This window comes from Actinomadura nitritigenes, assembly GCF_017573545.1.
Classification (GTDB): domain Bacteria; phylum Actinomycetota; class Actinomycetes; order Streptosporangiales; family Streptosporangiaceae; genus Spirillospora; species Spirillospora nitritigenes.
This window is the reverse complement of the sequence record NZ_JAGEOK010000003.1, coordinates 148,363-174,288: the sequence shown is the minus strand read 5'-3', so window position 1 is coordinate 174,288 and position 25,926 is coordinate 148,363. Positions and strand designations below refer to the sequence as shown.

Annotated in this window: 27 protein-coding genes; 10 read left to right on the top strand and 17 right to left on the bottom strand. The window is 67.8% G+C overall.

The window, feature by feature from the left end:
* Positions 1 to 107: 107 nt before the first annotated feature.
* Genes J4557_RS05255 through J4557_RS05245 form a run of 3 tightly spaced genes read left to right on the top strand, consistent with a single transcriptional unit; the run spans position 108 to position 4,728 of the window.
* A complete protein-coding gene (locus tag J4557_RS05255; protein ID WP_208265202.1) occupies positions 108 to 1,460 on the top strand; it encodes a flavin monoamine oxidase family protein in 1,353 nt (450 codons plus the stop codon).
* Between the two features lie 2 nt (positions 1,461 to 1,462).
* Entirely contained in the window at positions 1,463 to 3,184 is a 1,722-nt protein-coding gene (locus J4557_RS05250; protein ID WP_208265201.1) for an aldehyde dehydrogenase family protein, read from the top strand.
* A gap of 32 nt (positions 3,185 to 3,216) precedes the next feature.
* Positions 3,217 to 4,728, top strand: coding sequence for a long-chain-fatty-acid--CoA ligase (locus J4557_RS05245; RefSeq protein ID WP_208265200.1), 1,512 nt, complete (start codon positions 3,217 to 3,219; stop codon positions 4,726 to 4,728).
* Positions 4,729 to 5,088: 360 nt separating this feature from the next.
* On the opposite strand, the gene J4557_RS05240 is transcribed toward J4557_RS05245, so the two are convergent.
* The 6 genes from J4557_RS05240 to J4557_RS05215 form a co-directional block, all read right to left on the bottom strand.
* Positions 5,089 to 6,234 (bottom strand): tyrosine-type recombinase/integrase, encoded by a 1,146-nt coding sequence (locus J4557_RS05240; RefSeq protein ID WP_208265199.1) that lies wholly within the window; start codon positions 6,232 to 6,234, stop codon positions 5,089 to 5,091.
* A 119-nt stretch (positions 6,235 to 6,353) separates the two neighbouring features.
* Complete coding sequence (locus tag J4557_RS49305; RefSeq protein ID WP_067635957.1) at positions 6,354 to 6,533, bottom strand: helix-turn-helix domain-containing protein; 180 nt, start codon at positions 6,531 to 6,533, stop codon at positions 6,354 to 6,356.
* 157 nt (positions 6,534 to 6,690) lie between these two features.
* Positions 6,691 to 8,427, bottom strand: a complete 1,737-nt coding sequence (locus tag J4557_RS05230) for an FtsK/SpoIIIE domain-containing protein (RefSeq protein ID WP_243775311.1) — start codon at positions 8,425 to 8,427, stop codon at positions 6,691 to 6,693.
* A 59-nt stretch (positions 8,428 to 8,486) separates the two neighbouring features.
* Positions 8,487 to 8,831, bottom strand: a complete 345-nt coding sequence (locus J4557_RS05225) for a hypothetical protein (protein ID WP_208265197.1) — start codon at positions 8,829 to 8,831, stop codon at positions 8,487 to 8,489.
* Positions 8,832 to 8,859: 28 nt separating this feature from the next.
* A complete protein-coding gene (locus J4557_RS05220) occupies positions 8,860 to 9,048 on the bottom strand; it encodes a hypothetical protein (RefSeq protein WP_151544198.1) in 189 nt (62 codons plus the stop codon).
* Between the two features lie 159 nt (positions 9,049 to 9,207).
* Positions 9,208 to 9,432, bottom strand: a complete 225-nt coding sequence (locus J4557_RS05215) for a hypothetical protein (RefSeq protein ID WP_208265196.1) — start codon at positions 9,430 to 9,432, stop codon at positions 9,208 to 9,210.
* A gap of 178 nt (positions 9,433 to 9,610) precedes the next feature.
* On the opposite strand from J4557_RS05215, the gene J4557_RS05210 reads away from it, so the two are divergent.
* Entirely contained in the window at positions 9,611 to 10,354 is a 744-nt protein-coding gene (locus tag J4557_RS05210; protein ID WP_151544200.1) for a helix-turn-helix domain-containing protein, read from the top strand.
* 1 nt (position 10,355) lies between these two features.
* Positions 10,356 to 10,832 carry an NUDIX hydrolase gene (locus tag J4557_RS05205; protein WP_208265195.1) on the top strand — a complete coding sequence of 159 codons (477 nt, stop codon included), beginning with the start codon at positions 10,356 to 10,358 and terminating at the stop codon, positions 10,830 to 10,832.
* Positions 10,833 to 10,837: 5 nt separating this feature from the next.
* On the opposite strand, the gene J4557_RS05200 is transcribed toward J4557_RS05205, so the two are convergent.
* From J4557_RS05200 to J4557_RS05190, 3 genes are all read right to left on the bottom strand, one after another.
* Positions 10,838 to 11,392: an HD domain-containing protein gene (locus tag J4557_RS05200; protein WP_208265194.1), complete on the bottom strand. Its 555-nt coding sequence runs from the start codon at positions 11,390 to 11,392 to the stop codon at positions 10,838 to 10,840.
* Positions 11,393 to 11,445: 53 nt separating this feature from the next.
* Positions 11,446 to 11,898 (bottom strand): GntR family transcriptional regulator, encoded by a 453-nt coding sequence (locus tag J4557_RS51545; RefSeq protein WP_208265193.1) that lies wholly within the window; start codon positions 11,896 to 11,898, stop codon positions 11,446 to 11,448.
* Between the two features lie 309 nt (positions 11,899 to 12,207).
* Positions 12,208 to 12,570, bottom strand: coding sequence for a hypothetical protein (locus tag J4557_RS05190; RefSeq protein WP_208265192.1), 363 nt, complete (start codon positions 12,568 to 12,570; stop codon positions 12,208 to 12,210).
* A gap of 175 nt (positions 12,571 to 12,745) precedes the next feature.
* Between J4557_RS05190 and J4557_RS05185 the strand changes: the two genes are divergently transcribed.
* The 3 genes from J4557_RS05185 to J4557_RS52130 all read left to right on the top strand — a co-directional run bounded on the left by J4557_RS05185 (position 12,746) and on the right by J4557_RS52130 (position 17,431).
* Positions 12,746 to 13,465, top strand: coding sequence for a helix-turn-helix domain-containing protein (locus J4557_RS05185; protein ID WP_208265191.1), 720 nt, complete (start codon positions 12,746 to 12,748; stop codon positions 13,463 to 13,465).
* A 253-nt stretch (positions 13,466 to 13,718) separates the two neighbouring features.
* Positions 13,719 to 16,265 (top strand): ATP-binding protein, encoded by a 2,547-nt coding sequence (locus J4557_RS05180; protein ID WP_208265190.1) that lies wholly within the window; start codon positions 13,719 to 13,721, stop codon positions 16,263 to 16,265.
* Positions 16,262 to 17,431, top strand: a complete 1,170-nt coding sequence (locus J4557_RS52130; protein ID WP_208265189.1) for a hypothetical protein — start codon at positions 16,262 to 16,264, stop codon at positions 17,429 to 17,431. The genes J4557_RS05180 and J4557_RS52130 overlap by 4 nt, the downstream gene beginning before the upstream one ends.
* Before the next feature lie 361 nt (positions 17,432 to 17,792).
* On the opposite strand, the gene J4557_RS05170 is transcribed toward J4557_RS52130, so the two are convergent.
* The 3 genes from J4557_RS05170 to J4557_RS05160 form a co-directional block, all read right to left on the bottom strand.
* Entirely contained in the window at positions 17,793 to 18,395 is a 603-nt protein-coding gene (locus J4557_RS05170) for a DUF2637 domain-containing protein (RefSeq protein ID WP_208265188.1), read from the bottom strand.
* Positions 18,388 to 18,609, bottom strand: a complete 222-nt coding sequence (locus J4557_RS05165; protein ID WP_208265187.1) for a hypothetical protein — start codon at positions 18,607 to 18,609, stop codon at positions 18,388 to 18,390. The genes J4557_RS05170 and J4557_RS05165 overlap by 8 nt, the downstream gene beginning before the upstream one ends.
* Before the next feature lie 397 nt (positions 18,610 to 19,006).
* Entirely contained in the window at positions 19,007 to 19,567 is a 561-nt protein-coding gene (locus J4557_RS05160) for a TetR/AcrR family transcriptional regulator (protein ID WP_208265186.1), read from the bottom strand.
* Between the two features lie 72 nt (positions 19,568 to 19,639).
* On the opposite strand from J4557_RS05160, the gene J4557_RS05155 reads away from it, so the two are divergent.
* Positions 19,640 to 21,013 (top strand): amidase, encoded by a 1,374-nt coding sequence (locus J4557_RS05155; RefSeq protein ID WP_208265185.1) that lies wholly within the window; start codon positions 19,640 to 19,642, stop codon positions 21,011 to 21,013.
* 61 nt (positions 21,014 to 21,074) lie between these two features.
* Here the strand turns inward: J4557_RS05155 and J4557_RS05150 are convergent, their stop codons facing one another.
* The 3 genes from J4557_RS05150 to J4557_RS05140 form a co-directional block, all read right to left on the bottom strand.
* Positions 21,075 to 21,836: a glucose 1-dehydrogenase gene (locus J4557_RS05150; RefSeq protein ID WP_208265184.1), complete on the bottom strand. Its 762-nt coding sequence runs from the start codon at positions 21,834 to 21,836 to the stop codon at positions 21,075 to 21,077.
* Between the two features lie 102 nt (positions 21,837 to 21,938).
* On the bottom strand, positions 21,939 to 22,508 hold the full coding sequence (locus J4557_RS05145; RefSeq protein WP_208265183.1) for a TetR/AcrR family transcriptional regulator: 570 nt from the start codon (positions 22,506 to 22,508) through the stop codon (positions 21,939 to 21,941).
* Between the two features lie 66 nt (positions 22,509 to 22,574).
* Positions 22,575 to 23,300, bottom strand: a complete 726-nt coding sequence (locus tag J4557_RS05140) for an endonuclease V (protein ID WP_208265182.1) — start codon at positions 23,298 to 23,300, stop codon at positions 22,575 to 22,577.
* Positions 23,301 to 23,382: 82 nt separating this feature from the next.
* Here J4557_RS05140 and J4557_RS05135 point away from each other — a divergent pair, with 82 nt between their 5' ends.
* On the top strand, positions 23,383 to 24,117 hold the full coding sequence (locus J4557_RS05135; RefSeq protein ID WP_208265181.1) for an SDR family NAD(P)-dependent oxidoreductase: 735 nt from the start codon (positions 23,383 to 23,385) through the stop codon (positions 24,115 to 24,117).
* 24 nt (positions 24,118 to 24,141) lie between these two features.
* On the opposite strand, the gene J4557_RS05130 is transcribed toward J4557_RS05135, so the two are convergent.
* Positions 24,142 to 25,311, bottom strand: coding sequence for a serine hydrolase domain-containing protein (locus J4557_RS05130; protein WP_208265180.1), 1,170 nt, complete (start codon positions 25,309 to 25,311; stop codon positions 24,142 to 24,144).
* A gap of 88 nt (positions 25,312 to 25,399) precedes the next feature.
* The gene (locus J4557_RS05125; RefSeq protein ID WP_208265179.1) at positions 25,400 to 25,915 is read right to left on the bottom strand and encodes a nitroreductase family protein; all 516 of its coding nucleotides are present in this window, start codon (positions 25,913 to 25,915) and stop codon (positions 25,400 to 25,402) included.
* Positions 25,916 to 25,926 lie beyond the last annotated feature (11 nt).

Sequence of the window (25,926 nt, the reverse complement as noted above, 5' to 3'; positions counted from 1 at the left end):
CAACCTCGGTCAACTGCATGAATCTGTCCGCTTGAGGTCTTGCCTCGGCGGACGGGCCATGCCTATCGTCGCCCTAAGTCATACGACCGAATTATTTGGAGGCGTACATGGGCGACGTCGATGTGGCCGTGGTCGGTGCCGGCCTCGCCGGTCTCAGCGCGGCCCGCAGGCTGGTGGCCGCCGGCCGGACGGTGACCGTTCTGGAGGCCCGTGACCGGGTGGCGGGCCGCAATCTCGGCGGCTTCCTGAGCAACGGGGTGCCGGTGGAGATGGGCGGCCAGTGGGTCGGCCCGACCCAGGACGCCGTCCTGGGGCTCATCGAGGAACTCGGCCTGGAGACCTTCCCGAGCTTCGACGAGGGCGAGGCCCTCACCGTCTACGACGGCAGGGCGGTGCGCTACTCCGACGAGACCTTCGGCCTGCCCCTCGACTCCGCGCTGGAGGTCGGCCGGATCTGGGAGCGGATCGAGGGACTGGCGTCCGCCGTCACCACGGCCGCGCCGTGGGAGACCGAGGGCGCCGAGGACCTCGATCGCCAGACCCTCGACCAGTGGCTGGTCGCCAACACCGACGACGGCATCGCCTTGCGCTTCTTCCACCTGCTGGTGCCGGCCCTCTTCTCCGCGGAGTCTCCGGAGCTGTCGCTGCTGCACTTCCTCTTCTACGTCAGGTCCGGCACCAGCCTCGAGACCCTCGTCGCCACCACCGGCGGAGCCCAGGAGACCCGCGTGGTCGGCGGCACCCACCGCATCTCGGAGCGGATGGCGGAGGAACTCGGCGACCGCGTGCGGCTCGGTGCCGTGGTCCGCTCCATCGTCCAGGACGACGCCGGAGTCACCGTCGCCTACGAGGGCGGGGAGGTCACCGCGAGGCACGTGATCGTCGCGGTCCCCCCGACGCTCGCGGGCCGCATCCGCTACACCCCGGCCCTGCCTGCACTGCGCGACGGCCTGACCCAGCAGATGCCGGCCGGTTCCGTGATCAAGTTCCAGGTCGGCTACGACACTCCGTTCTGGCGCGAGGAGGGACTCAACGGGTTCGTGCTCAGCCTCGACGACACGTGCAACGTCGTGCTGGACAACTCCCCGCCCGATGCGTCCTGCGGCGTCCTGGTCGGCTTCCTGGAGGGCGCCCACGCCCGCGCCGCCGGCCGGGCGACCCCCGGCGAGCGCCGGGAGCTGGTCGTCGCCGACCTGGTGAAGTACTTCGGAGCGAAGGCCGCCCACCCGTTCGATGTGGTGGAGCAGGACTGGACCACCGAGGAGTTCACCCGGGGCTGCTACGGAGGACGACTCGGCGCCGGCGTCTGGACCCAGTACGGCAAGGCCCTCGCGGCACCGGTCGGCCGCATCCACTGGGCCGGCGCGGAGACCTCCGACGTCTGGAACGGCTACATGGACGGCGCGGTCCGCTCCGGCCGCCGCGCCGCCGACGAGGTCCTCGCCGAGACGAGGACCTGATCATGAGGCTGACCGAACCGGCCCACCCCCACCTCGATCTCGACGCCGTCGTCCACCGCCTCGCCGCCGGTGAGCGGGCCTGGGCCGGCTCACCCCTTGCCGAGCGCCGCGACGTGCTGCTCCAGGTGATGGAGGCCGCCGACGCGAACGCGGCGGAGTGGGTTCGCATCGCTGCGCGGATCAAGCAGCTCGATCCGGCGTCTCCGCTTGTGGGCGAGGAATGGGTCAGCGGCCCCTACGCCCTGATCGGCTACGCCCAGGCGCTGCAGGAGACACTGAAGCGCCTGGCCGACGGCGCCCCGGTCCTCGCGGGCTACGACGTCGGTCAAGCGCCCGGTGGTCGGCTCGCCGTCCGGGTGCTGCCCCACGGCACCTTCGACAGGCTCCTGCTCAACGGATTCCACGCCGAGGTCTGGACGAAGCCGGGCGTCACCGAGGAGCGGTTGCACGGCGATGCAGGGCTCGGCCAGCGGGCGCCGCGGCGGACCAACGGCGTGGCGCTGGTCCTGGGCGCCGGCAACATCTTCTCCATCCCCCCGCTCGACGTGCTGTACCAGCTGTACGCCGGCAACCGCACCGTCGTGCTCAAGCTCAACCCCGTCACCGATCCCCTCCTCCCGGTCTTCCGCGCCGTCTTCCAGCCGATGATCGACCGCGACCTCGTCGAGATCGTCGGCGGCGGTCCCGAGGCCGGCTCGGCGCTGGCGCACCACCCGGGCGTCACGGCGGTGCACATGACCGGCAGCGAGGCGACCCACGACGCCATCGTGTGGGGCGGCGGCGAAGAGGCGGCTGCCGCGAAGGCGGCCGGCACCCCGAAGCTGCGCAAGCCGATGACCAGCGAACTCGGCGGGGTCTGTCCCATCATCGTGGTGCCCGGGAAGTGGTCCGCGGCGGACCTGCGCCACCAGGCCGAGCACGTGGCCACCCAACGCCTGCACAACAGCGGGTGCAACTGCATCGCCGGTCAGATCCTGATCATCAGCAGCGACTGGGCGCAGAAGGACCACTTCCTCACCGAGCTCCGCCGGGCGCTGAAGGCGGCCCCGGCCCGCCCGGCGTGGTACCCCGGGTGCGACGCACGCGTCCGGTCCGCCCGCGGCCTGCATCCGGCGGCCGAGGCCGTCGGCGGGACGCCGGAGCGCACGCTGCTCACCGGCCTGGACCTCGCCGACCCGGGCGAGACGGCGTTCTCCACCGAGTACTTCGGTCCCGTGCTCGGAGTCGCCGAGCTGCCCGGAACCGGCGCGGAGTTCCTCGACGCCGCGGTGACGGCCGCCAACGAGCGGCTGCGGGGCACCCTGGGCGCCGGCATCATCGCGCATCCGAGGACCATCAAGGCGCTCGGCGGCCACCTCCGCACCGCCATCGCCAACCTGCGCTACGGGGCGATCGGGGTGAACGCCTGGACCGGTCTCGGCTTCCTCACCCCGCGCGCGACCTGGGGCGCCTACCCGGGACACACGCCGGAGGACGTGCAGAGCGGCATCGGCGTGGTCCACAACGCCCTGCTTCTGGACCACGCCGAACGCACCGTCCTCGTGGGGCCGTTCCGGCCCTCGCCGCGGTCGGTCCTGCACGGGGAGATGTCGATCTCCCCCAAGCCCCTGTGGTTCGTCACGAACCGCACCGCCGCCGCGACCGGACGGCGGCTGACACGTTTCACGGCGCGGCCGCGCTGGCGCGCGCTGCCGGCGATCTTCGCCTCGGCCCTGCGCGGCTGAGAACCAGGACCGTTTCGAACTCAGGGGAAGCTGTGAACCACAACCTGTTCGGCCTCTTCGCGCGCAGCGCGGCGGCCCACCCCGATCGCGTCGCGATCCGCTTCGGTGACGAGCAGATCACCTACGGAGAGCTCGACGCCCTGACCGCGCGGACGGCCGGGATGCTGCGCGCGGCCGGCATCGAGGCGGGAGACCGGATCGCCGTCATGCTGCCCAACCGTCCGGAGTTCGCGGCGGCCTACTACGGTGCCCTGCGCGCCGGTGCCGTCGTCGTGCCCATGAATCCGCTCCTCAAGGGACGCGAGATCCGCCACCACCTGTCCGATCCCGGAGTGAAGCTGATCTTCGCCTGGCACGGCTGCCGTGCGGAGGTCGCGGCAGGCTCCGGCGGCCTGGACACCGAGGTCGTCTCCGTGGCTCCGGGGGAGTTCGAGGCGCTGATGGCCGAGCAGACGCCGTACGGCGACGTGGCCGAGCGCGGGCCACGGGACACCGCGGTCATCCTCTACACCTCCGGCACCACCGGCCGGCCGAAGGGCGCCGAGCTCACCCACGCCAACCTGACCCGCAACGCCGAGGCCGGCGCCCGCCTGTTCGCCCTCACGGGCGACGACGCGGTGATCGGCGCGCTCCCGCTGTTCCACTCCTTCGGCCAGACCTGCGGCCTCAACGCGACGCTGGCCGCCGGCGGCCGGCTCTCCCTGGTCGCCCGCTTCGAGCCGGGCCTGGTGCTCAGGACCATCGACGAGCACCGCGCGACGGTGTTCATGGGGGTGCCGACGATGTACACCGCGCTGCTCCACCGCCCCGAGCGCGACGGCTTCGACGTCTCCCGTCTGCGGATGTGCGTCTCCGGCGGGGCAGCGCTGCCGGTCGAGGTCCTGCACGGCTTCGAGGACGCCTTCGACTGCGTGATCCTGGAGGGGTACGGCCTGTCCGAGACCTCGCCCATCGCCTCGTTCAACCTGCCCGAGGTCAGAAAGCCCGGCAGTATCGGCCTGCCCATCGAGGGCACCGAGATGCGGGTCGTCGACGAGAACGGCGCCGAGGTTGCGACCGGGGAGGTCGGTGAGATCGCCGTCCGCGGCCACAACGTGATGAAGGGCTACTGGCGCCGCCCCGAGGCCACCGCCGAGGTGCTCGACGCCGGCGGCTGGTTCCGCACGGGCGACATGGGCCGCGTCGACGAGGACGGTTTCTTCTACATCGTCGACCGCAAAAAGGAACTCATCATCCGCGGCGGCTACAACGTCTATCCGCGTGAGATCGAGGAAGTGCTCTACGAGCACCGCGCCGTACGCGAGTGCGCGGTCGTCGGAGTGCCCCACGCAGAGCTCGGCGAGGAGGTCGGCGCCGCCGTCGTGCTGACCCAGCCCGGAGCGATCAGCGCCGACGAGCTCCGCGCCCATGCGCGCGAGCGCTTGGCGGCCTACAAGTACCCCCGCCACATCTGGTTCCTCGGCGAGCTACCCAAGGGCCCCACCAACAAGATCCTCAAGCGTGAGATCGAGGTCCCACCGACGACCGTCGGACAGGATGCCTGACCCGACGCCGCCGCCGAGACGCACGGCTGTTCCTGCCGCCGTGTGAGCGGACGAGTCCGCAGGCGGCCGTCCCCGCACCCTCCTCCCAGGTGGAGGGGAGCCGATCTCGGGAGCCGACGGGGGTCGAGGTCACTCGCCTGGGGTCGACTGTGCCGGACGGTTCCCCTGGGCTGCATCCCTTGTTTTTGCAGGTGAGCGGCTACCGAATCGACTTCCCCGGACGGCCCTGGACGGTGCCTGAATAAGGCTTGCTCAGCGGTTCCCTAAGTGAGGCCCACGGATGGGGCGTGTGGCGCCGCAGGTAAGGGAGTGCGCTACGTCTGTCGAGGGTCTTGGGGAGCCAACACGGGAGCCACACGCCTACGCGGACTTGACGGGCTTGCTCGCGAAGATGTCGTTCATGTGCTCGGCGCCGTCGCGGATCTCGGGCCTGAGCTGGTGGCGGTAGACGGTCTCGGTGATCTTCGTGCTGGAGTGCCCGACGAGGATGCTGATCTTCTCTATGGGCACGTCGTGGTCACTCATGATGGAGACGAACGTGTGCCGCAACTCGCGTGGGCACCACTCGCGGGGGTCGAGGTCCGCCGCCTTGAGCACTTTGGCGAACCGGTACCGGACGTGTTGCGCGGAGTACGGGCGCCCGTCCTCGTGGCAGAACACGAGGTCGTGTTCCTGGTATGCCTCGCCGGCCTTGAGTCGCTCCGCCGCCTGCCTCGTCTTGAGACTGCGGAGCGCGTCAACGGCCATGTCCGCGATGCCGAGCCCGCGACGGCTCAGCGTCGTCTTGGTCTCGCCCTTGTGCCGATCGGCGCGCAGGACATAGACGGTCGCCTTGTCGAGGTCGACGTCACTCCACTTGAGCGTGCGGAGTTCCTCCGTCCGAAGCCCGGACATCACCGCGAGGATGATGTAGGCGCCGAGACGATGCTTGGGCTTGCTCGCCTCGTCGAGGAGAGTCTTCGCCTGCACGAGGCTGAGTGACCGCGACTTGCGCCCCGCCTTGCCGTTCGGCGTGTCCACCAGTTCGGCGACGTTCCGCGCGATCCTGTCGTGGCGCGCCGCTCTGCGGATCGACCGCTTGAGGACGCTGTGAACGATGCCGAGCGAGGACGAGGTGAGGTGCTCCGCTCGTCCGTTGAGCCACGTCTCGACGTCGTCGGCCGTGAGTTCCTTGAGGCGCGTCCGGCCGATGAACGGGATGAGTTGGTGTGTGGCGAGTGACCGGTAGACCTCGCTCGTTGCCGGTGACTTGCCGGTTCTGGCGAACGCGGCGAGGAATTCGTTCACCGCGTCTTCCACGTAGTAGTTGCGTTCCGTCTTGACGCCCTTGCTGAGGTCTTCGACGGCTTGCCTGAGCTTGTCCTTGACCTCTGTCTTCGTCCGTCCCTTCCTCTTGAGCCGCTTGCGCTTACCGTCCGGGCCGAACCCGAGCGAGATGGCGCCGGTGTATCCGTCGCCCTCCTCGTAGATCGTCCCCTCGTACTTGCCGATGAGGATCTTCGCCAACCGGATCCCTCCTCGTATCGGTCGAGGTCACCACCGACCATAACTCAAGACGTCCCTAGACGTCCCTCGTGTGGGAGGTCCGTTCGCGGTCATGTGCGGGACGGACCTCCCGGCGGTTGTCAGCGGTTGGCCTCTTCGAGGGAGGTGACGAACTCGGCGATGTGCCGATCGGTGATGCGGCGCAGCTTGCCGATCTTGATGCTGTGGAGTTGGCCGGTGCGGATCAGGAAGTAGACCTTGTCTCGGCCGATGTTGAGTATCTCGGCCACTTGTTCGACGGTGTACGCCTGCACGGTCACCACCTCCTCTCGCCCGAGCGGTGGTCTCGGGCGCGTGCTTGGTGCGGGTTGGCGATCATCTCCTTGGTTGCGGACGGTGCTCGTCTCCGTCTCGTCTCACGGACGTCTCTTGGCTCCTTACGTGCAGGCGCGCGCGTGAGACGAGACGTTGAGACGATCACGGGGTGTGGTCGGACGCCTTGTAGCGGCCTCGTCCGACCTGGACGGCGCGGCCGGTCTTCACCAGCTCGTTGAGGCGCCGGTAGAGGGTGGGCCGGCTCACCTCGGTGATCATGAGTAGGTGAGCGATCGGAAGCCCCTCGTCCGGCGCGCCGTCCAGAGCTTCCCGCAAGACGCTCTCGGCACGGTCTTCCCTGGACGGCCTCAGCGGTACGGACGCTGCCGAGACGGGCCGCAGAAGCGGCGTAGCAGCCTCGTCCAGCGCGCGCCGCGAGACCTCATCCAGGACGGGACGTAGAGCCTCGTGTCGCTGCGCGGCCTCACTCACCGCGTCGTCGGTGAGCAGGTAGGCGCGGCCTCGTCGGGGCGTGTCGTGTTCGGGTGCGGAGAGCAGGAACTTGCCGGGTGCGTTGAGGGTGTGGGCGTGCCATCCGGCGTTGAGCATCCCCTGCCCAAGGATGAGGTCGACGTCTTTGCGCTCGCGGACGCGGAAGCTCACCCGGACGTCCATTTGCGAGCGGACGGCGCCCTTGCCCATGGCCTTCTGCGTGGGGCGCTGCGTGGCCGCGATGAGCGTCACGGCGACCGCACGCCCACGGCGCGCGATCGAGTCCGTGTCGCTTGCCGCGTCCGGTGCGTCGTCGGCGAGTTCGGCGTACTCGTCCACGACGATGACGAGCGCGGGAAGCTCGGGCGTCGGATCCCAGACGCGTCGTCCGTTCGCGGTGAGCCACTCGGCGCGCGCCTCCAGAATCGTCACCGCGTCGCGCAGCATGGCGCGGGCCTGCTCGGGCGTGGTGGCGAGCCGATCGATACAGGATGCCCACGGCTGCAATTCCATGCCGCGCTTGAGGTCGATGGCCCAGATGACCACGTCGCTGCACGCGCTGAGGTTGCCCATCAGGACGTTGATCCCGCCGCTCTTACCCGAGCCGGCTACGCCTCCGATGAGCCCGTGACGTCGCAGCAGCAGAACGCGTGCGCTGGTCGCGTCCTCGAACGGCCCGAGGTCGATCGGCTCGGTAACCGAGGAGACGGACGGTCCAGGCCATGGGATCGCGTCGGCGTGCGGGTCGGTGTTGAGCACCCGGAGTTCGAACCGGTTGGCCTTGTCGTCGCGTGTGGGGAAGACGCGCACCGCGCCGCGGAATGTCCCGAGTGCCGATTCGATCGCGGGGACTTTCGCGGTGACGTCCTGGATGGTCTGGCCACGGGCGAGGGCGAAGCGTGCGCGCCATCCCCACACGTCCACCACGGCGGACTGTGCGCGGGAGCCGGCGAGCCCGATCGACTGCGCGATCTCAGGCCATGCGGCGATCTGGCGATCGACGCGCACCTTGGCGCGCCGGCGCCGATGAACCCACCAAGGCCCAGCGAGCACGAACCCGCCCACGGCGAGCACCTGGGGGAGCGGCGAGAACGCGATGCCGAGCGCGGTCACCGCAGCCAGCCACCCACCGGCACCCATGACCACGGCCGCGCCATAGAGCCGTTCGGTGCGGAGAGCGAGCCCGAACCGGTCCCCGAACATGGCCACCACCCACGCGGCCATCGTCGCGAGGACGAGCAGGTACGGCCACCAGTGCGGACGCGCGACGTGCAGGACGAGGCTCGAGACGACGAGCGCGGTCACCAGGTACAGGGGAGCGAGTTCGGACCGGTATCGCCACAGTGCCCGAGCCAGCAGCACAGCGGCGATGTCGGGGAACTGGTCGTCACGGTCGATGATGACCATCGGTTGAAGTCCGTTGCGGCGCATCTTCTGTGCGTGCCGCCGCATCTGCCGCGCCCGACTCATGAACGCCCCCACCCGTCCGGCGGAAGGTGGCCTTGCGCGCGCAGCTCATCGCGCAGGTAGTACAGCGGATCGGGATCGGCGTCACGTGCGGCCTTGAGGGTGGCGCGCCCTGCCGCCGCCAGGTTCGCGCGGTCACGGCGCACCTTCACCAATTCGGCCGTGAGCCTGGACAGTTCGGAGACCAGGGCGGGGGAATCGGCGAGCGCGGCATTGAGGCGAAGCCACAGATCGGCGATGTACGGCATGGCCTCCGACAGAGCGGAGACGATTTCACGGGCGGCGAGGTTGCGGGCACGAACCCCCTGAAGGTCGATCTTGACGTGCTGAGGGATGTCGGGCACTGGGGCATCACTCCCTTCCAGCGGGACGTCAGTTCTGAGAGAGGGACTGGACGAGCACGGTCACCAGCCGGCGGATCTCCGGCGCGGCGCTGGTCGCGGCGAGGAAGAACCCGAACAGCAGGCACACCACGACGTGCCACGCGCGCAGTCCCATGTAGCGCCACGCGAGCCACACCACAGCGCCGAGGATGGCGACCAGCGGAATCGAGACGTTCACGCGCTCACCCCTCCGGCCACACGTCGGGGTGCCGGTGGCCGCGTCCGCGCCGCAGCCAACGGGCGCGGGCGCGGCACTTGCGGCACCTGCGGTTGCCGGGGTCGACTCGCGCGCCGCACGGGCAGCGGTGACCGGTGATGAGGCGCGGCATCCGCACGCTCATCGACCCGCCGGGACCCGCGTCGGAGCCTCGTCACACGTTCGCGTGGTGAGCAGCCGCCGCGACACCGCGCCAGCGCGGGACGACTCGGTACGGGACGGGTTGGAGCGGTTCCGCATCACGCGGCGCTCCTCGGCGTGGATGCCGATGACGAGCATGGCGAAGATGCCGCAGGTGGAACCGGCGAGGAACACGGCGATGATCGATGCCAGAACGAGGATCATGTGCGATCACTCCTCTCGTACGGCCCGTGTCCGGCGGGGGCGGCTCGGGCGTTCAGCGGGCTACGAGAAAGAGAGTGCGCGTGACGTGCGGGACGAGATCACTACATGACTGGACGTGTTCATGACGTCCTCATAGGGTTGACCGCGTCCCAGGACGTCCCGCAATCCGGACGGGTGCATGCCGAACGAACGCCTTCGCGCCACACTGCTAGAGCAGGGCCTGACCATCGCCACGCTCGCAGAGTCGATCGGCGTCGACCAAAAGACCGTGGAACGGTGGATCACCAAGGACCGCACCCCCTACCGCCGGCACCGCTACGCAGTGGCTTCACGCCTGGGCGTTGACGAGACGTTCCTTTGGCCCGACGCGCTCACCAACGAGCAAGTCACCGCGGCCTCCAGCAGCGAACTGGTCACCATCTACCCGCGCCGCACCATGGTCCCCAGGGACGCATGGGGACGTCTGTTCGCCACAGCCAAAGAAGACATCGGCGTCCTGGTCTACTCCGGCCTCTTCCTCTCCGAAGACTCCGGCATCCAACGCACCTTCGCCGAGAAAGCCAAGGCCGGCGTCCGCGTCCGCATCCTCCTCGGCGACCCCGACAGCCCCCAGGTAGCCGAACGCGGCGCAGACGAGGGCGTAGGCGACGCCCAAGCCGCCAAAATCCGCAACGCCCTCGTCCTCTACAAGAACCTGCGCAAACAAGACGGGGTCGAGTTCCGCTACCACAACACGGTGCTCTACAACTCCATCTACCGCGCCGACGACCAGCTCTTGGTCAACACCCACGTCTACGGCATCACAGCCGCACTCGCCCCCGTCTGGCACCTACGCCGCATAGCCGGCGGCGACCTGGTGAACACCTACCTCGACAGCTTCGAACGCGTCTGGGAAAACGCCACACCCATACCGGGGGACTGACATGGGCCGCAGGATCGACTACTACGACGACCCCAACGCCCCCAAAGCCAACAGCCTCGTCCCGTCTGTCAACGTCGTCGTCACCAACGACAACGGCGACATCCTCATGATCCGCCGGACGGACAACGACAACTGGGCAGTACCGGGAGGCGCGATCGACCTGGGCGAATCCGTTGCACAGGCCGCGGTCCGCGAGACCAAGGAAGAGACCGGCGTCGACTGCGAGATCACGGGGATCGTCGGGATCTACTCGGACCCCAAGCACTTGATCCACTACACGAGCAACGACGAGGTCCGCCAAGAGTTCTCGATCCTGCTCACAGGGCGCCCCACAGGCGGCGAACCTCGCCGGAGCGACGAGTCAAGCGAAGTCCTCTGGATCCCCGCTGACGAGGCTGCAGACAGGCAGATGGACCGATCGATGAAGCTTCGTATCGGCCACTATCTGGAGAACAGGCAACAGCCGGTCATCACCTGACCGACTCAACGGCGCGACATCAACTCGTCCCGAACGCGATGAACGGCGCCAACGATGTACGGGGACGACGTAGTGATGGAGCGGGTGACGAGATGACCGTCACCGTACCGGGAAAGGATCTCCGAAAGCCGCTCCTCTACCGCCAACTCCTCGCCGTCTGGACTCGTGGTCATGTCGCAGTAGATGAGTGAATCCGTAAGCTCCGGAGGCTCGGTCCCGAACTCGCTCGTCAACTCGTCAACGAGCCCTCGTTCCCGAGCCTCCACGACCGCACAGGTGTGGTGAGCCACGAGCCGACACAGATGCTCGTCCGCATGGTGAGCCTCCCGCAGAAAGCGCGCACCATCGAGGGGATGGAAGCCGGTCACAACCAGGTCGGGCGCATACCCGACGTCGTGTAGCCAAGCGGCGGCCTCAAGCAAGTCTGCGCGGTCGCCGAGTACAGGCGCGAGAGTCCTAGCCTGGCGCGCGACACCTTGCGTGTGCGCCCAGCGGCGCGGCAATGCGCTCTCCAGGTGATGACGTGCGATCTCGTGTGCCCACTCGACGATGCTGTTCATGTCTCTGACGCTACGGGCACGTCACTGGACATCCACGGACGCCAACGGCTCATCTAGGGACGTCTTGGCAGCACGAACCGTCCCCGACCGTGAACGCACTCCACCAGGCCAGCGGCCTCCAACTGTTCGAGGGCTCGCCTTGCGGTGAACCGCGCGACGCCGTAGCGCTCACAGATCCGCGCCTCGCTCGGCAGGACACTGCCCACCGACAACGAGCCGCTCTCAATTAGTGCTCTCAGGTCGGCTGCGATGCGCTCGTACGTCGGCCGCACGTTGTCCGCGGGGACGGACTGCACGAACCTGCCCAGGCCCGTCACGACCGCGATCAGGCGTTCGTCCTGGAGGACCCGCAGTGCGCGGCGGACCGTGTCACGAGCAACGGCGAACTCTCTGCTCAGCTCATGCTCTCCAGGCAATCGCCCGCCGGCTGGGTAGGTCCCGTCTGCGACACGTCCGCGCAGTACCTCAGCGATCTCTCGGTAAGCGGCCCCCGAGGTACGTGTCACCGCGCACCCCACCTCATGCGCGTGAGGCCCAGAGCGGCGACCGCTCCAGGCCTCACCTCACCTCCGAACTTCACCCCAGATCCACGAAGGCGCCGAGGATGCGTCGGGCGAGCCCGCGCCGATGCCTTCCGCCTCCGCCGTCGGTGCTCGACACAGGTGGGCGGCAAGCAACATGGCGCGCGGGTCTGCTCGCGGGGGAGACAGCAACCCACCGCCCCGTCGCGTCCCTCTGCGGACGAGGGCTGACAGCCCTACGGGAGGGGGCCGCTGGCGGGCAGGTGCGTCGATGCCGTCCAGCGGGCCGCGCCATCAGAGCGTGCCCTCTGCCGCAGGAAGGCCGTCTCGATTGGCGAGCCTGCCCTTGACCCACACGACCGCGTCGACGGTGCGCTCGGCTTCGGTGATCGGATGCCCCGACGAGTCGAAGAACCAGAGGTGACCGCCGTCCCGAGCGAAGGGCCGGCACGTGATCTTGTCGGACAGCACCGGGTTTTCGTCGCAGCAACCCGGCGCGTCCAGATTGCGGACCTTCAGGCCCGTCGAGGTCAGTTCGACGACGAGACGATGTGCGCGCAGGTGAGCGCCCAGCGCGGCCAGCCGCGCCTCGGCCACGCTCAATCCAGAGAAGGACGTCGACTCGGCATCGGTCTCACGGGGCTGGTCGAAGGACATGGGGCCTCCTCAACGAGGTTGCTTGGGGGACTTGACCGCCCAGAAACCGCAGGTGCGGCACCTCGGGCGTGTCCAGAAGCCTCGTTGGCAGGCCGGGATCTCTCCACGGGCAACTAGGGACGTCTAGGGACGTCTTCTGTTAGCGTCAGTCCTACCTTGCATCTCGGGAGGTCCGGTGAACGACCTGTTGCGGCGAGCCCTCGAAGAGGCCCGACTAACCGAAGAGGATGTAGCCAAGCGTCTCGACGTAGACCCCAAGACCGTCCGCCGCTGGCTGTCTGGCCGCATCCCCTACCCCCGCCACCGAGCGACCCTCTGTGACCTCCTGGACCACACCGCCGATGACCTGTGGCCCCAACTCTCCGCACCGCGCCCACTCCCCGAACCACCGGGAGCTCAGATCCTCGCCACCTACCCGCACCGCTGGGCCGTCCCCCGAGCCGTCTGGCAACACCACTTCGCCAGCGCACGTCATGAGATCGGCATCCTCGCCTACGCCGGCCTCTTCCTCGCCGAAGACCAAGGCGTCATGCGAACCATCGCCGACAAGGCCCGAGACGGCGTCACCGTCCGCATCCTTCTCGGCAACCCAGACGGTCCCCGCATCTCCGAACGGGGCGCAGACGAGGGCGTAGGCGACTCCCTAGCAGCCAAGATCCGCAACGCCTTGGTTCTCTACGAACCTCTACGCGACCTCGACAACGTAGAGATCCGCCTACACGACACGGTCCTCTACAACTCCATCTACCGAGCCGACAACGACCTCTTGATCAACCCCCACGCCTACGGCATCCCCGCATCCCACGCCCCCATCCTCCATCTCCGCACCACCCACACCGACGACATGGGTGCCACCTACCGACACAGCTTCGACCGCGTCTGGCACGGGACTTGAGCGTCAAGCACAGTCCGTCAGTCGCCAAGCGCGCTGGCGGAATGAATGAGGACCTTCAATACGTCTTGCAGTGTGCCCGTCACACGGCCCTCTGGTCAGTCCGGCCATTTAGGTCAAGTTGCAAATAATATTTCGGTCATCCAAAAAAGTAAAGTCTGGGCGAAGTGAGAGTTTGCTTACCAAGATCGGCGCGATCCGGCCACGATTGCGGCAAAGGCTTCACACGAGATTCGAACATAACTAACCTGAGCGCATGCACGATGCCACCTCCCAACAGGTCTCTCTCGCGGACTCGGAAGCTCAGGCCCTGGATGAGTACGTAGACGGGCTTCAAGGGGGCCAGGGCAGTGCGAAGATTCCTGTACATGTTAGTTACGAGATCATTCGACTGTTCTCGGAAGGCTTGTACCAAAGCCCACAGAAAGCCGTGGAGGAACTCGTAAGTAACAGCTATGACGCTGGAGCCTCCGAGGCGCATGTTATCCTACCGCTAGTTGACTCTTCCTCAGAGGAGCCTACAAGTCCCCTTTGGGTGATAGACGACGGGCACGGCCTAGACGAAGAAGGCTTCTTCGGCCTTTGGCGTGTCGCGGGGTCGAGGAAAGCGCAACCGGGAAGCGCGGTAAAAGGCCGTGCCCCCATCGGCCAGTTCGGCATAGGTAAGCTTGCTGCGTACGTACTGGCTTGGCGCCTAACGCATATCAGTAGCGTGGATGGCGCTATTAGAGTCACCTCAATGAACTTCCGACGGCTGCAAGACATACATCAGTATGACGCGGCCAGTCCTCTCGACCTCGATCTTAAGTCTCTGACTGTGGACGAGGCAAAGCGGATACTGTCAAGTATCGAAGAACGGGATCCTCAAGCATGGGCTTTGATGTTTGGTCCCGATGCTGCGCCTTCATGGACGGCCGCCGGTCTCACCGACTTCAAAGATCTATATAACAAACTCTCAACGGGGCGGCTCGCGTGGGTTCTGAGCTCAGGTCTTCCTCTGCACAGTAACTTCAGGATCTTCCTGCAAGGGAAAGAGATATCCTCCAGCAAAGAGGACTTGGAGCCGCTCAAGCTATACAAGATCGGTGGTGCGGAGGACGAAGTTGCACGGGAGTTGGGCCTAGAAGTGTCGGATACTGGGGTCCTGATTTCGGGAATTGCGGGCGAAATCAGTGGAGAAGCGCGCATCTATGAGAAAAAGCTGACAGAAGGGAAATCGGATCAGTACAGTCGCAGCAACGGCTTCTTCATAAGAGTGCGAGGGCGGGTGATAAACCTTGAGGACTCGCTCTTTGGACTTCCTGCGCTCAATCACGCGGCGTGGTCGAGGTTCTCGATGGAAATACAAGCCGATGGCTTGCGCGAGCATCTCCTTTCTTCGAGGGAAGGTGTCCGGGATTCGAGTGCGATACAAACGCTGAGAAGGTATTTGCACCTGGTATTTAATGTGTGCAGGAACGCCTATGCTGATTCAGTTGAGAAAGCAACGAGATCTCTAGATGTTGAACGTCTACTGAATGATGAGCCGAGCGCTTTCATTACTGAACCACTATTGGAGGGCGTCACTAAGATAGTCGATGCAAATGAGGAGTCATTCTACGTTGGAAGGCCGGCTTTAGAGGAAGGAAGTTCGCCTCGTCAGTGGCTCAGGGATTTCGCGGACGAGTCGAGCGCGGTTCCATTTGAGCGAGTGCTAGTCGAACCTACGGGAGTCTACGACCGGGCAGTCCGGTACATGCCGGAGTCGCGGATTCTACTTGTCAACTCAGACCATCCGTTCGTCGAAAAATTGATGGCAACCTCAAAAACAGATGCACCTGCTAAACTTTTCGGATCTGCCGAGGTTTTTGTTGACCTATTGATGCAGGAGCATGGTTTTCACCGCGCTTCGATCGTCGATTTCCTCAAAGAGAGGGATCGAATCCTTCGTATAGCTGCAGGTGACGAACCCTCTACAGCGAGCGAAGTCCTGAGATTGCTGCAGAGTGCGATCACACATGAGACAGCTCTTGAACGAGCAGTTGGCTTGGCTTTCCGCGTACTGGGTTTCGAGTATGAGCGTCGGGGAGGCAATGTTCCGGGAGCTGACGGAGTTCTATATGCCCGGCTAGGGAAGGGCGGGGGTGAGGCCCTGTCTGATTACAAGCTTGTCTATGACTCCAAGCAAACCAATCAGCCGGCAGTGCCAGCCGACAAGATAAATCTCGACAGTCTGGACGATTTCAGAAGAAAAGAGAAGGCCGACTACGGGTTCTTCATAGCCGTTGCTTACGCCAACCAGGATGACCCAGAGGGTAAGCTAGGGAGACTGGTCTCCAACGCTGTACGGGCTGGCCGGCGAGCCACGTTGATGCGAATTGAAGACGTTCGACGCCTGGTCGAATTGCACTATCGTTTTGGTGTTACTCTCACTCAATTGAGGGGTCTCTTTGAAAAGGCGCATATGGTCCATGAAGTCAAGGCATGGATCGACGACCTTGAGAGGGAGTTCTCGGAGCAGACGCCACGTGTGCCGCTAAGCCGCATACTACTTGGATTGGAGGACGCGAAGAGTGATGCTCTTGCGACGCCAAATATTCACTATGTGCGAGCCTTGGATAATGTTCTTAAGGAGTTTCCTCCTGAGAGACTAATTGCCTCTCTGCAAGCTATCGAGACTATTATCGGCTCGAAGTGGCTTGAGGTGGCCAAGAGCGGTGAGGTGCACCTTCATCATACGGCGCACCAGATCGTTGTTGAGGTAGAACGCAACTTGCGCGACTTGTTCGGTGTGGACGCGACGGAGAGATCAAACATCAAATGACGGTGTCGACGCTTAAGACTATCCATCCTTTTCCTGCGCGGATGGCACCCGAGATTGCTAGGGCCGCGGTTCAGTCTCTCAAGCCGAGGAGCACTCTGCTTGATCCCATGTGTGGATCTGGGACAGTGTTGCGATGCGCTGTTGAGTCCGAGGTCCGGGCGATTGGTTTTGACCTAGATCCGCTAGCAGTTCTTATGGCTAGGTCTTGGGTAACGCCAGTCGATCCTGCCCGACTTATGCATGACGCGCATGTTGTCTTGCAGGCGGCGAAAGAGTTGCCGTTGGATGAGATCAAACTTTTTTGGCATGATCAGGAGACCAGTGCCTTCGTGGGCTACTGGTTCGCTCGTCAGCAGCGTCTTCAGTTGGGCGCACTTGCCGCAGTGCTCAGGAACACAATGCTTCCTACGCGCGATGCTCTCATGGTCGCACTAAGTCGTATGATCGTTACCAAGGAGGGTGGAGCGTCTCTGGCTAGAGACGTGTCGCATAGTCGGCCTCATAGGGTGGCGATGGAGAACACCTATGACGTCTACGAGGGTTTCATTACTAGCGTCCGTGCGCTACTGCGAAGACTTCAACCTGAATTGATTCGCTCGGAGGCGGAAGTATCGCAAGGTGACTGCAGAGACTTGGGGCAGGTGGGCGATTCGTCCATCGACTGCGTCATAACTTCACCCCCATACTTGAATGCTATCGATTACCTTCGAGGTCATCGCCTAAGCTTGGTTTGGCTTGGGTTCAGTGCCTCCGAAATTCGTTCCATAAGGAGCGACAGTGTAGGCGCCGAGCGATCGGCTCCAACTTGCCTAGTAGACGTTGAGCAGTACGTTAGTAGCGAGTCCGGCAGTAGTCTCCCGGGGCGCTATATCGGCTGGATTCGGCGTTATTATGCAGATGCCTCTCTTATTGTGCGCGAGATCACACGTGTTCTGAAGCCTGGTGGTCAACTCGTTCTTGTGGTGGGAAATTCATTTTTGCGTGGCTGTGTCGTCGACAATGCCCGTATCGTTCGTGATCTGCTAGAAGAGCATGGCTTGCAGGGCATTGAGTGGCGAGAGCGCGAGATACCCGCCCGGCGTAGGTATCTGCCACCGCCCTCTGGCAATTCGCCCCTGGCTTTCCGAATGCGCGCTGAGGTCGTACTGTCAGGCACCATGTCCTGATCGGGTGAGTCGAGTTTGTAGCGCTTCATGAGTTGAGTGCAACCGGCTAAGCAGGCCGAAGGGGAACCTTGCGGGCTCTCAGCTTCCGCGGTCGCGCACTCACCCGTGCGAAGCGCTCTGTCACCTTGTTGGCCGTTCGCGCAGGAGAGCGCTGCGGGTCGACTTGTACAGCTCTGTTGCTGCTGTGTCCAATGTTGAAAGTCTGGTGGCTGATCGGCGTTAACACGGTCAGGGGCTTGGGGGCGGGCGGCAATGAGGTGCGGGCACCGGGGTTCGCATCGAGATTGTCAACATAGTGAGCCGCAACTTGTGAGCGCAGGCCCGGAGCCTTGCCCTGGGCCTGCGCCTGCTGTGTTCCTGATCAGCTATGGAGGGCTGTGGAGATGATCTGTTTGACCTTGCGGCGGTCGATGTTGTGTTTCTCGGCTAGGTAGCGCTGGGAGACGGGGCGACCTGGGCCGTCCAGGCTTGCTAGGTACTCGGCGAGTACCGCCTCTTCTGGGGTTTGCTCCACTTCGGTGCGCGGTGGTGCAGGGGGCTCCGTCGTGGTGCGTTGCTCGTTCCGCTGTGGTGCGGTGTGGGTTGCGGCGGCGCGGGTGAGGGTCATGAGGAGTTCGAACGAGCCCACGAGGGCGAGGGCCGGCCATGCGCTCACTAGGGCGCCTATGACGCCGTGGGACGCGCCGTGCGCCACGTTGGCGCCTACCGTCGCCACGATGCCCACGGCGAGACTCCACTTGGCTAGGGCCGGTGCTGGTTGCTTCCGGCGGCTCGCGTCCAGGATCACCATGGAGGCCGCCCAGATGAGGCCGTCCACCGTGAAGGGGACGAGGCGTGCGGTGGTGCCTGCCTCGCCGTGGGAGCAGACGAGTTCGTAGGCGTGGCGGTAGGAGATGATCGCGGCCACGCCGGCGACCGCCACGACGGCGAGGGCCGTTGTGATGCGGGTTAGGCGGTCAACCACGCGTCAGCTCCTCTCGGAGGTCGATGACGCAGGGGTCGTCTTCGCCGTGGGTGAGGGTGAGTTCCGCGAGGGTCAGGGCCGTGATGGCGCCGTTGCGGTCTAGGGGCGTTGGCCATGTGGTGGCGTGCCAGACCTTGCCGGTGCGGGTGGCTGTGGCTATGGCCTTGTCGTTTGTGGTGGCGGTCGGCGTGAGGCCGGTGAGTTCGCGGGCCATGGGTTGGGCCTCCTCCCTGCTGGGAGGGAGGGAGCCAGGGGAGCCAATCTCGGGAGCCAACGTGAGTCGAGATGGTCCGACTCGTTTCGACTGTGCCGGACGGTTCCCCTGGGCTCCTTCCCTTGTTTGCGCAGGTGAGTGGCTACCGGAGCGGCTTCCCGGACGACCCCGGACGGTGCCTGAATAAGGCTTGCTCAGCGGTTCCCTAAGTGAGGCTTAAGGGGGTTCTGGGGTGGGCGGGGGCGGCTTAGCGTTGGGCTTGTTCACATCGGAACACGGCGGAGGTGCACAGGCGGAGAGCAGAGCGAACGTCGACTGAGGTTCCTGTTTGAGACAGGTCTCTGGCCTGCACGGCCCCGTTACCCCGCTCTGGGGCCGTGCGGGCCAGAGGCCTTTCTCAGTCGCGGGGGAGGGCGCCCAGGAGGAGGAGGCGGAAGGCGTCCGCGGTGCCGGTGGCGGCGGTGTCGCCGGTGGCCAGGCGGCGGACGGCGAGGCCGTAGAGCATCGCGACGATCGCCGGGGCGTGCCGCTCCGCGTCGGGGATGCCGAGGGCGGTGAGGACGGCGGTGGCGAGCCGGTCATAGGCCTCGACGGAGCGGACCGAGGTGTCGCGGATGGCCGGGTCGCGGGCGGCGTGCAGGTGCAGTTCCAGGTTGGCGATCTGCTCGGGGCCGTAGGCGAAGTCGACGACGGCCTTCTCCACCAGGTCGGCTGCGTCGACCGGGGCGATGCCCGACTCGCGGAGGCTCTCGGCGTAGGCGGTGATGCGGGCGATCTCGGCGTCCACGAAGTTGCGCAGCGCCTCGCGGAGCAGCTCGTCCTGGCTGGGGAAGTGGTAGGTGAGGGAGCCGAGGGAGACGCCGGCCGCGCGGGCGACCGCGCGGTTGGTCACGGCGCCGATGCCCTGCTCGCCGATCAGGCGGAGGGTGGCGTGGAGGATCTGGTCGCGGGCGCTCATTGCTGCACAGTCTTCCCCAAAGACGACACGGGCGCTATCGTTCGTTCGAACGAACGATAGCGGAGGTGGGGCGTGGAGCTGGGTCTGGCCGGTCAGGCGGACGCGCTGCGGAAGGGCGAGGTGTCCTCCGCGGAACTGGTGGAGGCGTCGCTGGACGGCATCCGGCGGCAGGAGTCCCTCGGGGCCTTCCGGGTCGTGCGGGAGGCCGCGGTGGAGGAGGCACGGGAGGCCGACAAGCGGCTGGCCGAGGGGGAGCGGCTGCCGCTGCTCGGGGTGCCCGTCGCGATCAAGGACGACACGGACATCGAGGGGGAGACCACGCCGTTCGCGGTGGCCGGCGACCACCGGCCGGCCGTGCGCGACGGGGAGGTGGTCCGCAAGCTGCGGGCCGCCGGCGCGATCGTGGTGGGCAAGACGACGACGTGCGAGATCGGGCTGTGGCCGTTCAGCGAGTCGCCGGAGTACGGGGCCGCGCGGAACCCGTGGAACCCGGAGTACACGCCGGGCGGGTCGTCGGGCGGGTCCGCGGCGGCGGTGGCGGCGGGGATGGTCGCGGGGGCCGTGGGGTCCGACGGGGCGGGGTCGATCCGGATCCCCGCCGCGTGGACCGGGCTGGTCGGCATCAAGCCGCAGCGGGGGCGCGTCTCCGGTCATCCCCACACCGATCCCTTCAACGGGATCACCGTCTGGGGTCCGCTGGCGAGGAGCGTCAAGGACGCGGCGCTGCTGCTGGACGTGCTCTCGGGCAGCCATCCGGAGGACGCGTACCAGGTGGGGCGCCCGGTGCTGCCCTTCGTGGACGCGACGAGGCGGGAGCCGGGGCGGCTGCGCATCGCGGTCTCGTACCGGACGGCCTTCGGGGTGAGCGGGAAGCTCGATCCGGAGATCCGGGCGGCGGTCGAGCGCGTCTCCCGGCGGCTGACCGAGCTGGGGCACAGGGTGTTCCCCGCGGACCCGGACTACGGGCTGGTGGGCCTCGGCCTCATCCCGCGCGGGACGGCCGGCGTCGCGGACTGGCTCGACTCGATCCCGAACGCGCGCCCCGAGGCGCGGACGGAGGTCGAGGCGCGGATCGGGCGCGTCGCCGGCAAGCGGCTGCTCCCGCTGGCCAGGAGGATGGACCCCTACCTGCGGAAGAAGGTCGGGCGCATCTTCCGGTTCGCCGACGTGGTGCTGACGCCGACCACCGCGCAGCCGCCGTTGAAGGTCGGCGCCTTCGAGGGCGCCGGTTACCGCAAGACCCAGTCGGGCGTCGCCGCGGCGTGCCCCTATGCGTGGACGTGGAACGTGCTCGGGTGGCCCGGCGTGAACGTCCCGGCGGGGTTCACGAAGAAGGGCCTGCCGATCGGGGCGCAGTTGCTCGGCCATGACTCCGACGAGGCGACGCTGATCTCGCTCGCGGCGCAGCTTGAGGCCGTCGAGCGGTGGACGGAGCGCCGTCCATGACGAAGGCCCGCGTCGGGCCGCCGGTGCGGGGGTCCCGTCCGTCACCGGCGGCCCGGCGCGCTCAGTAGCCGGCGCCGGTCAGCAGGCCGCCGTCGACGAGGACCTCGCTGCCGGTGCAGTACGACGAGTCGTCCGACGCCAGGTAGACGATCAGGCCGGACACCTCCTTGGTCTTGCCCATCCGGCCGAGGGGGAGCGCCTTCATCAGCGCGTCGGCGCTGTCGGCCTTGGCCGCGATGATGTCGTCCTGCATGAACAGCGGGGTGATGATGCCGCCGGGGTGGACGGAGTTGACGCGGATGCCGTACCCGCCGAGCTCGCGGGCCGCGGACTTGGTGAGGCCGCGGACGCCGAACTTGCTGGCGCTGTAGGCGGCGAGGCCGTCCGCGCCGACGAAGCCCTCGGTCGAGGAGACGTTGACGATCGAGCCGCCGCCGGCCTCGCGCATCGCCGCCGTCACCGACTTCACGCCGAGCCACTGGCCCATCAGGTTGACGTCGATGATCCGCCGGAACTCGTCCAGCGACATGTCCTCGATGGTCTTGTAGCGGATGATGCCGGCGTTGTTCACCAGGACGTGCAGCGCCCCGAACGCCGACGTCGCGGTGCCGACGGCGTTCTCCCAGTCGTCGGGCGACGTCACGTCCATGCGGACGAAGCGGACGTCGTCCCCGAGTTCGGCGGCGAGCTTGCCGCCCTCCTCCTCCAGGACGTCGCCGAACACGACCTTCGCGCCCTCGGCGACGAAGCGCTTCACATGGGCCTTGCCCATGCCGCGCGCCCCACCGGTGATCAGCGCCACCTTGCCGTCAAGCTGCCCCATCAACGCTCCTCGTTCCCAGCGGCGACCGCGACCGCGGCGCCCCACCAAACTAGCGAACGCTTGGTTCGGGGAACAAGGCGGCCCGGAGCCGGGGGGCGCCGGTCAGCGCGCGCGCAGCCCGTCGAACAGCAGCGCCAGCATCCGGTCGGCATACCCCGCGGGGTCCTGGGTGCGCTCGGCCGCGACACCGATCGCGTTCGTCAGCCGCAGCAGGTCGGCGGCGTCGGCGTCCGCCCGGATCCCGCCCGCGCGCTGCGCCCGCTCCAGCAGCCCGCCGGCCGCGTCCCGGATCGCGGCGGCCGCGGTGCCGAGCCGCGTCGCCGACCACCGCGGCGACATCGCCTCGATGAGCACGGTCGAGGTGCCGCGCGGCGTCATCGCGCCGGCCAGGTAGCCGCGCAGCCAGCCCGCAAGCGCGGCGTCCGCGTCCGGCTCGCTCATCAGCGCGGCGGCGTGCGCGAGCAGCCCCTCGATCCGCTCGCGCAGCACCGCGTGCAGCAGGTCGTCGCGGGTGGGGAAGTGCCGGTACAGCGTCCCGGACCCGACGCCCGCGCGCCGCGCGATGTCGTCCAGGGACGCGCCCGTGCCGTGTTCCATGAAGGCCGCGCGGGCCGTGCTGATCAGTCGTTCGTAGTTGCGGCGGGCGTCCGCCCGCATCGGGCGCGGTTGCATGGGCACCGTCCAGCGGTGGCGCGGACGGCCGGACCGGCCGCCGCGTGTTAACGAAAGCCTGCCATCTCACCGCGCCGACGTCGAGGAAGGCGCCGTCGCGCGCCTTCGGCCTCCGAGTGCGTCGCGGGACAGCCGGTCCGCCCGGCGAGTCGTCTCCGGAAGGCGGTAATCGGGCGTCACCGCGAGGACGGCGCGGCACGCCGAGTCGAGGTCGGTGCGGTGGCCGACCGACACGAACACCGGCTTCACGTCGTCGCGGGTCCGCAGCACCCGCCCGACCTCCTCGCCGCCGTCCAGCAGCGGGCTGGCGTCGCCGCGACGGCGTCCGGGCGCGTCGTAGGCGCCGACGAACGCGGTCTTGCCCACGCCGATCGCCGGCAGCCCGGTCAGCACCCCGAGATGGCACGCCAGCCCGAACCTGCGGGGGTGCGCGACCCCGAACCCGTCGCAGACGAGCAGGTCGGGCGTGGTGTCCAGGGCCCGGAGCGCGTCCAGCAGGGTGGGCAGCTCGCGGAACGCGAACAGGCCGGGCACGTAGGGGAACGCGGCCGTCCCGACGGCGACCGACTCCTCCACGACGTCGAGGGTCGCCGCGTCGAGGACGACCACCGCGGCGGCCAGCCGGGCCCCGGTCCCGCCGCCGTCGCCCGCGTACGAGACGTCCAGCCCGGCGACGGTGCGCGGGTTCGCCGGTCCGGGGACGCCGAGTTCGAGCATCGGGCGCAGCCGGTCCTGGATCGCCTCCGCCTCCTCGGGCGTCGACGGCCACGGGTGCAGGTCGCGTACCTCCATGAACCGGCACGCTACCGCCCCTGCCGGCGCGGGCGCGGGCGGCGGCTACGGTGAGGGCACGAGCAGCCGGAGCGGAGGACCGATGGACGGCACGACCCTCGGCGGACGCACCGCCGTCGTCACCGGCGGGGCCGGCGGCATCGGCCGGGCGATCTGCGCCGACCTCGCCGCGCTCGGCGCCCGCGTCGTCGTCGCGGACGTCGACCTCGCCGCCGCCGAGGACGTCGCGGAGCGCACCGGCGGCGCCGCCGCCCGCGTCGACCTCACCGATCCGGCGTCCATCGACGCGTTCACCGCCGGCGCCGGGCCGGTGGACGTCCTCGTCCACAACGCGGGCGTCAGCATCGTCGAGCCGTTCGCCGACAGCGACCCGGCCGACTGGGACCTGATGTGGCACGTCAACCTGCGCGCGCCGATGCAGCTCACCCGCGCCCTGCTGCCCGGGATGACCGAGCGCGGCTGGGGCCGGCTGGTGTTCGTCTCCTCCGACGGCGCCCGCGCCGGCGCCGGCGGCGAGGGCGCCTACGCGGCCACCAAGTCCGGGCTGTTCGGGCTCGCCAAGTCCCTCGCCCGCGAGGCGGCGGGCGGCGGCGTCACGTCCAACGTGGTGTGCCCCGGGCCCACGGACACGCCGATGGTCCGGGCGGTGTCCGACCGGCACCCGGACCTGCTGGCGAAGCTCGCCAGGCAGATCCCGCTGCGCCGCATCGGCCGCCCGGACGACGTCTCCGGCCTGGTCGCGTTCCTGTGCACCGACCGCGCCGGCTACATCACCGGCCAGACCGTGTCCGTGAGCGGCGGCATCACCATGCAGTGACCCGGCCCGGCCCCGGCGGCCCGCTCAGCTCAGCGACGCGTACACGGCCTCGGTGAGGCGGAACGCCCGCAGGTCGCCGGACAGCTGCTCGCCCATCCGGTTCGGCAGGTACGCCATCGCCAGGCCGGCGTCCGGGTCGCCGAGCCCGATCGAGCCGCCGGCGCCGGTGTGGCCGAACGCCGTCTCCCGCGCCGCCTTCGGGACGAAGAACGTCTGCGACGGGCGCATGAACCCGAGCCCGAACGAGCTGTCCACGAGGAGCGTCCGGTCGGGGCCGGACACCCGGCGGCGCACGGCCTCGCGGAGCGTGTCCGGGCGCACGATCCGGCCCGCCACCAGGTCGCGGTAGAACCCCGCGAACGCGGGCGCGGTCGCGAGCATCCCCGCGGACGGCCAGCCGGCCCGCAGGACCACCGGGTTGTTGTAGCCGCCCTTGCCCGGATGCGGGTTGTTCAGCGCCCGGTTCGTCGGGCTCTGCGGGTCGGTGTACGCCGCGGCGAGCCGCTTCAGGATGTCGCCGGCCGCGGTCTTCGGCCCGTCGGCCGCGCCCGAGACGCGGCCCCGCGCGGTCATCTTCGCGGCGCGTCCGATCACCTCGTCCGGCGCCCCGATCCACATGTCCAGGCCGCCGGTGAACTCCTGCTTCGCGAACGCGCCGACCGTCGTGCCGGACAGCCGCCGGACGATCTCCCCGGCCAGCCAGCCGTAGGTCAGCGCGTGGTAGCCGTGCGTCTCGCCCGGCGCCCACTCGGGCGCCTGCGCGGCGAGCAGGTCCGCGAGCGCCTTCGGGTCCGCCGCCTCCTCCGCCGACACGGGACGGCCGAACGCGGGCAGCCCCGCCTGATGCGACAGCAGGTGCGCCGCCGTCGCGCCGTCCTTGCCGTGCGCGCCGAACTCCGGCCACCACGCGGTGACCGGGCCGTCCACCTCGTAGGCGCCGCGCTCGGCGAGCAGCAGCGCCGCCGCGGCCGTCACCGCCTTGGTGCAGGAGAAGCCGAAGCACGGCGTGTCGGCGGCCCAGGCGCGTCCGGTCCGGTGGTCGGCGACGCCGCCCCACAGGTCCACGACCCTGCGGTCGCCGGCGTACACGGCGACGGCGGCGCCGAGCTCGCGCCCGTCGGCGAAATGCTGCTCGAACACCTCACGGACGGCGGCGAACGCCGGATCGCAGTGCCCCTGCACAGTGCTGCTCATGCCCGGTCCTCTCCACGGGGGTTTCTAGAATCATGCTCGAAGATTCCAGAAGACCGGGCATCGGCCCCGCGTCAGTCCCTCCGGACGGTCACCAGCGGCCGCGGTGCACCACGTCCTCGAACGCCCGCCGGGCCGGGTTCCGGACGGGCTTCAGCGGACGGCCCGCCGGGTAGCCCAGCGCGACCAGGTAGGCGCAGAACCGGTCGTCCGGCAGGCCGAGCACGCGGCGCGCCACCGCCTGGTCCATCACCGTCGCGTGCCCGCTGCCGATCCCCAGGTCGACGGCCGCGATCATGATGCTCAGCATCGCCTGCCCGAGGTCGAACCGCGCGGTCTCCCGCTCGTCCGGGTCGTCGTAGTCCCGCATGACCAGCGCTATCGTCGCCGCCGAACCGGGGACGTGCGCCGCGTACTCGCCCGCCGCGGCCAGTTCCCCGAGCCGGTCGCGGTCCGTCACGACGACGAAGTCCCACGGCTGCCAGTTCCTGGACGACGGCGCCCGCCGCGCCGCCTCCAGGACGCGGTCGAGGTCATCGGGCGGGATCGGCTCGTCGCGGTACTCCCGGACGTTGCGCCGGGACGTGATGGCGTTCCAGGTCTCCACCCGATCGCGCT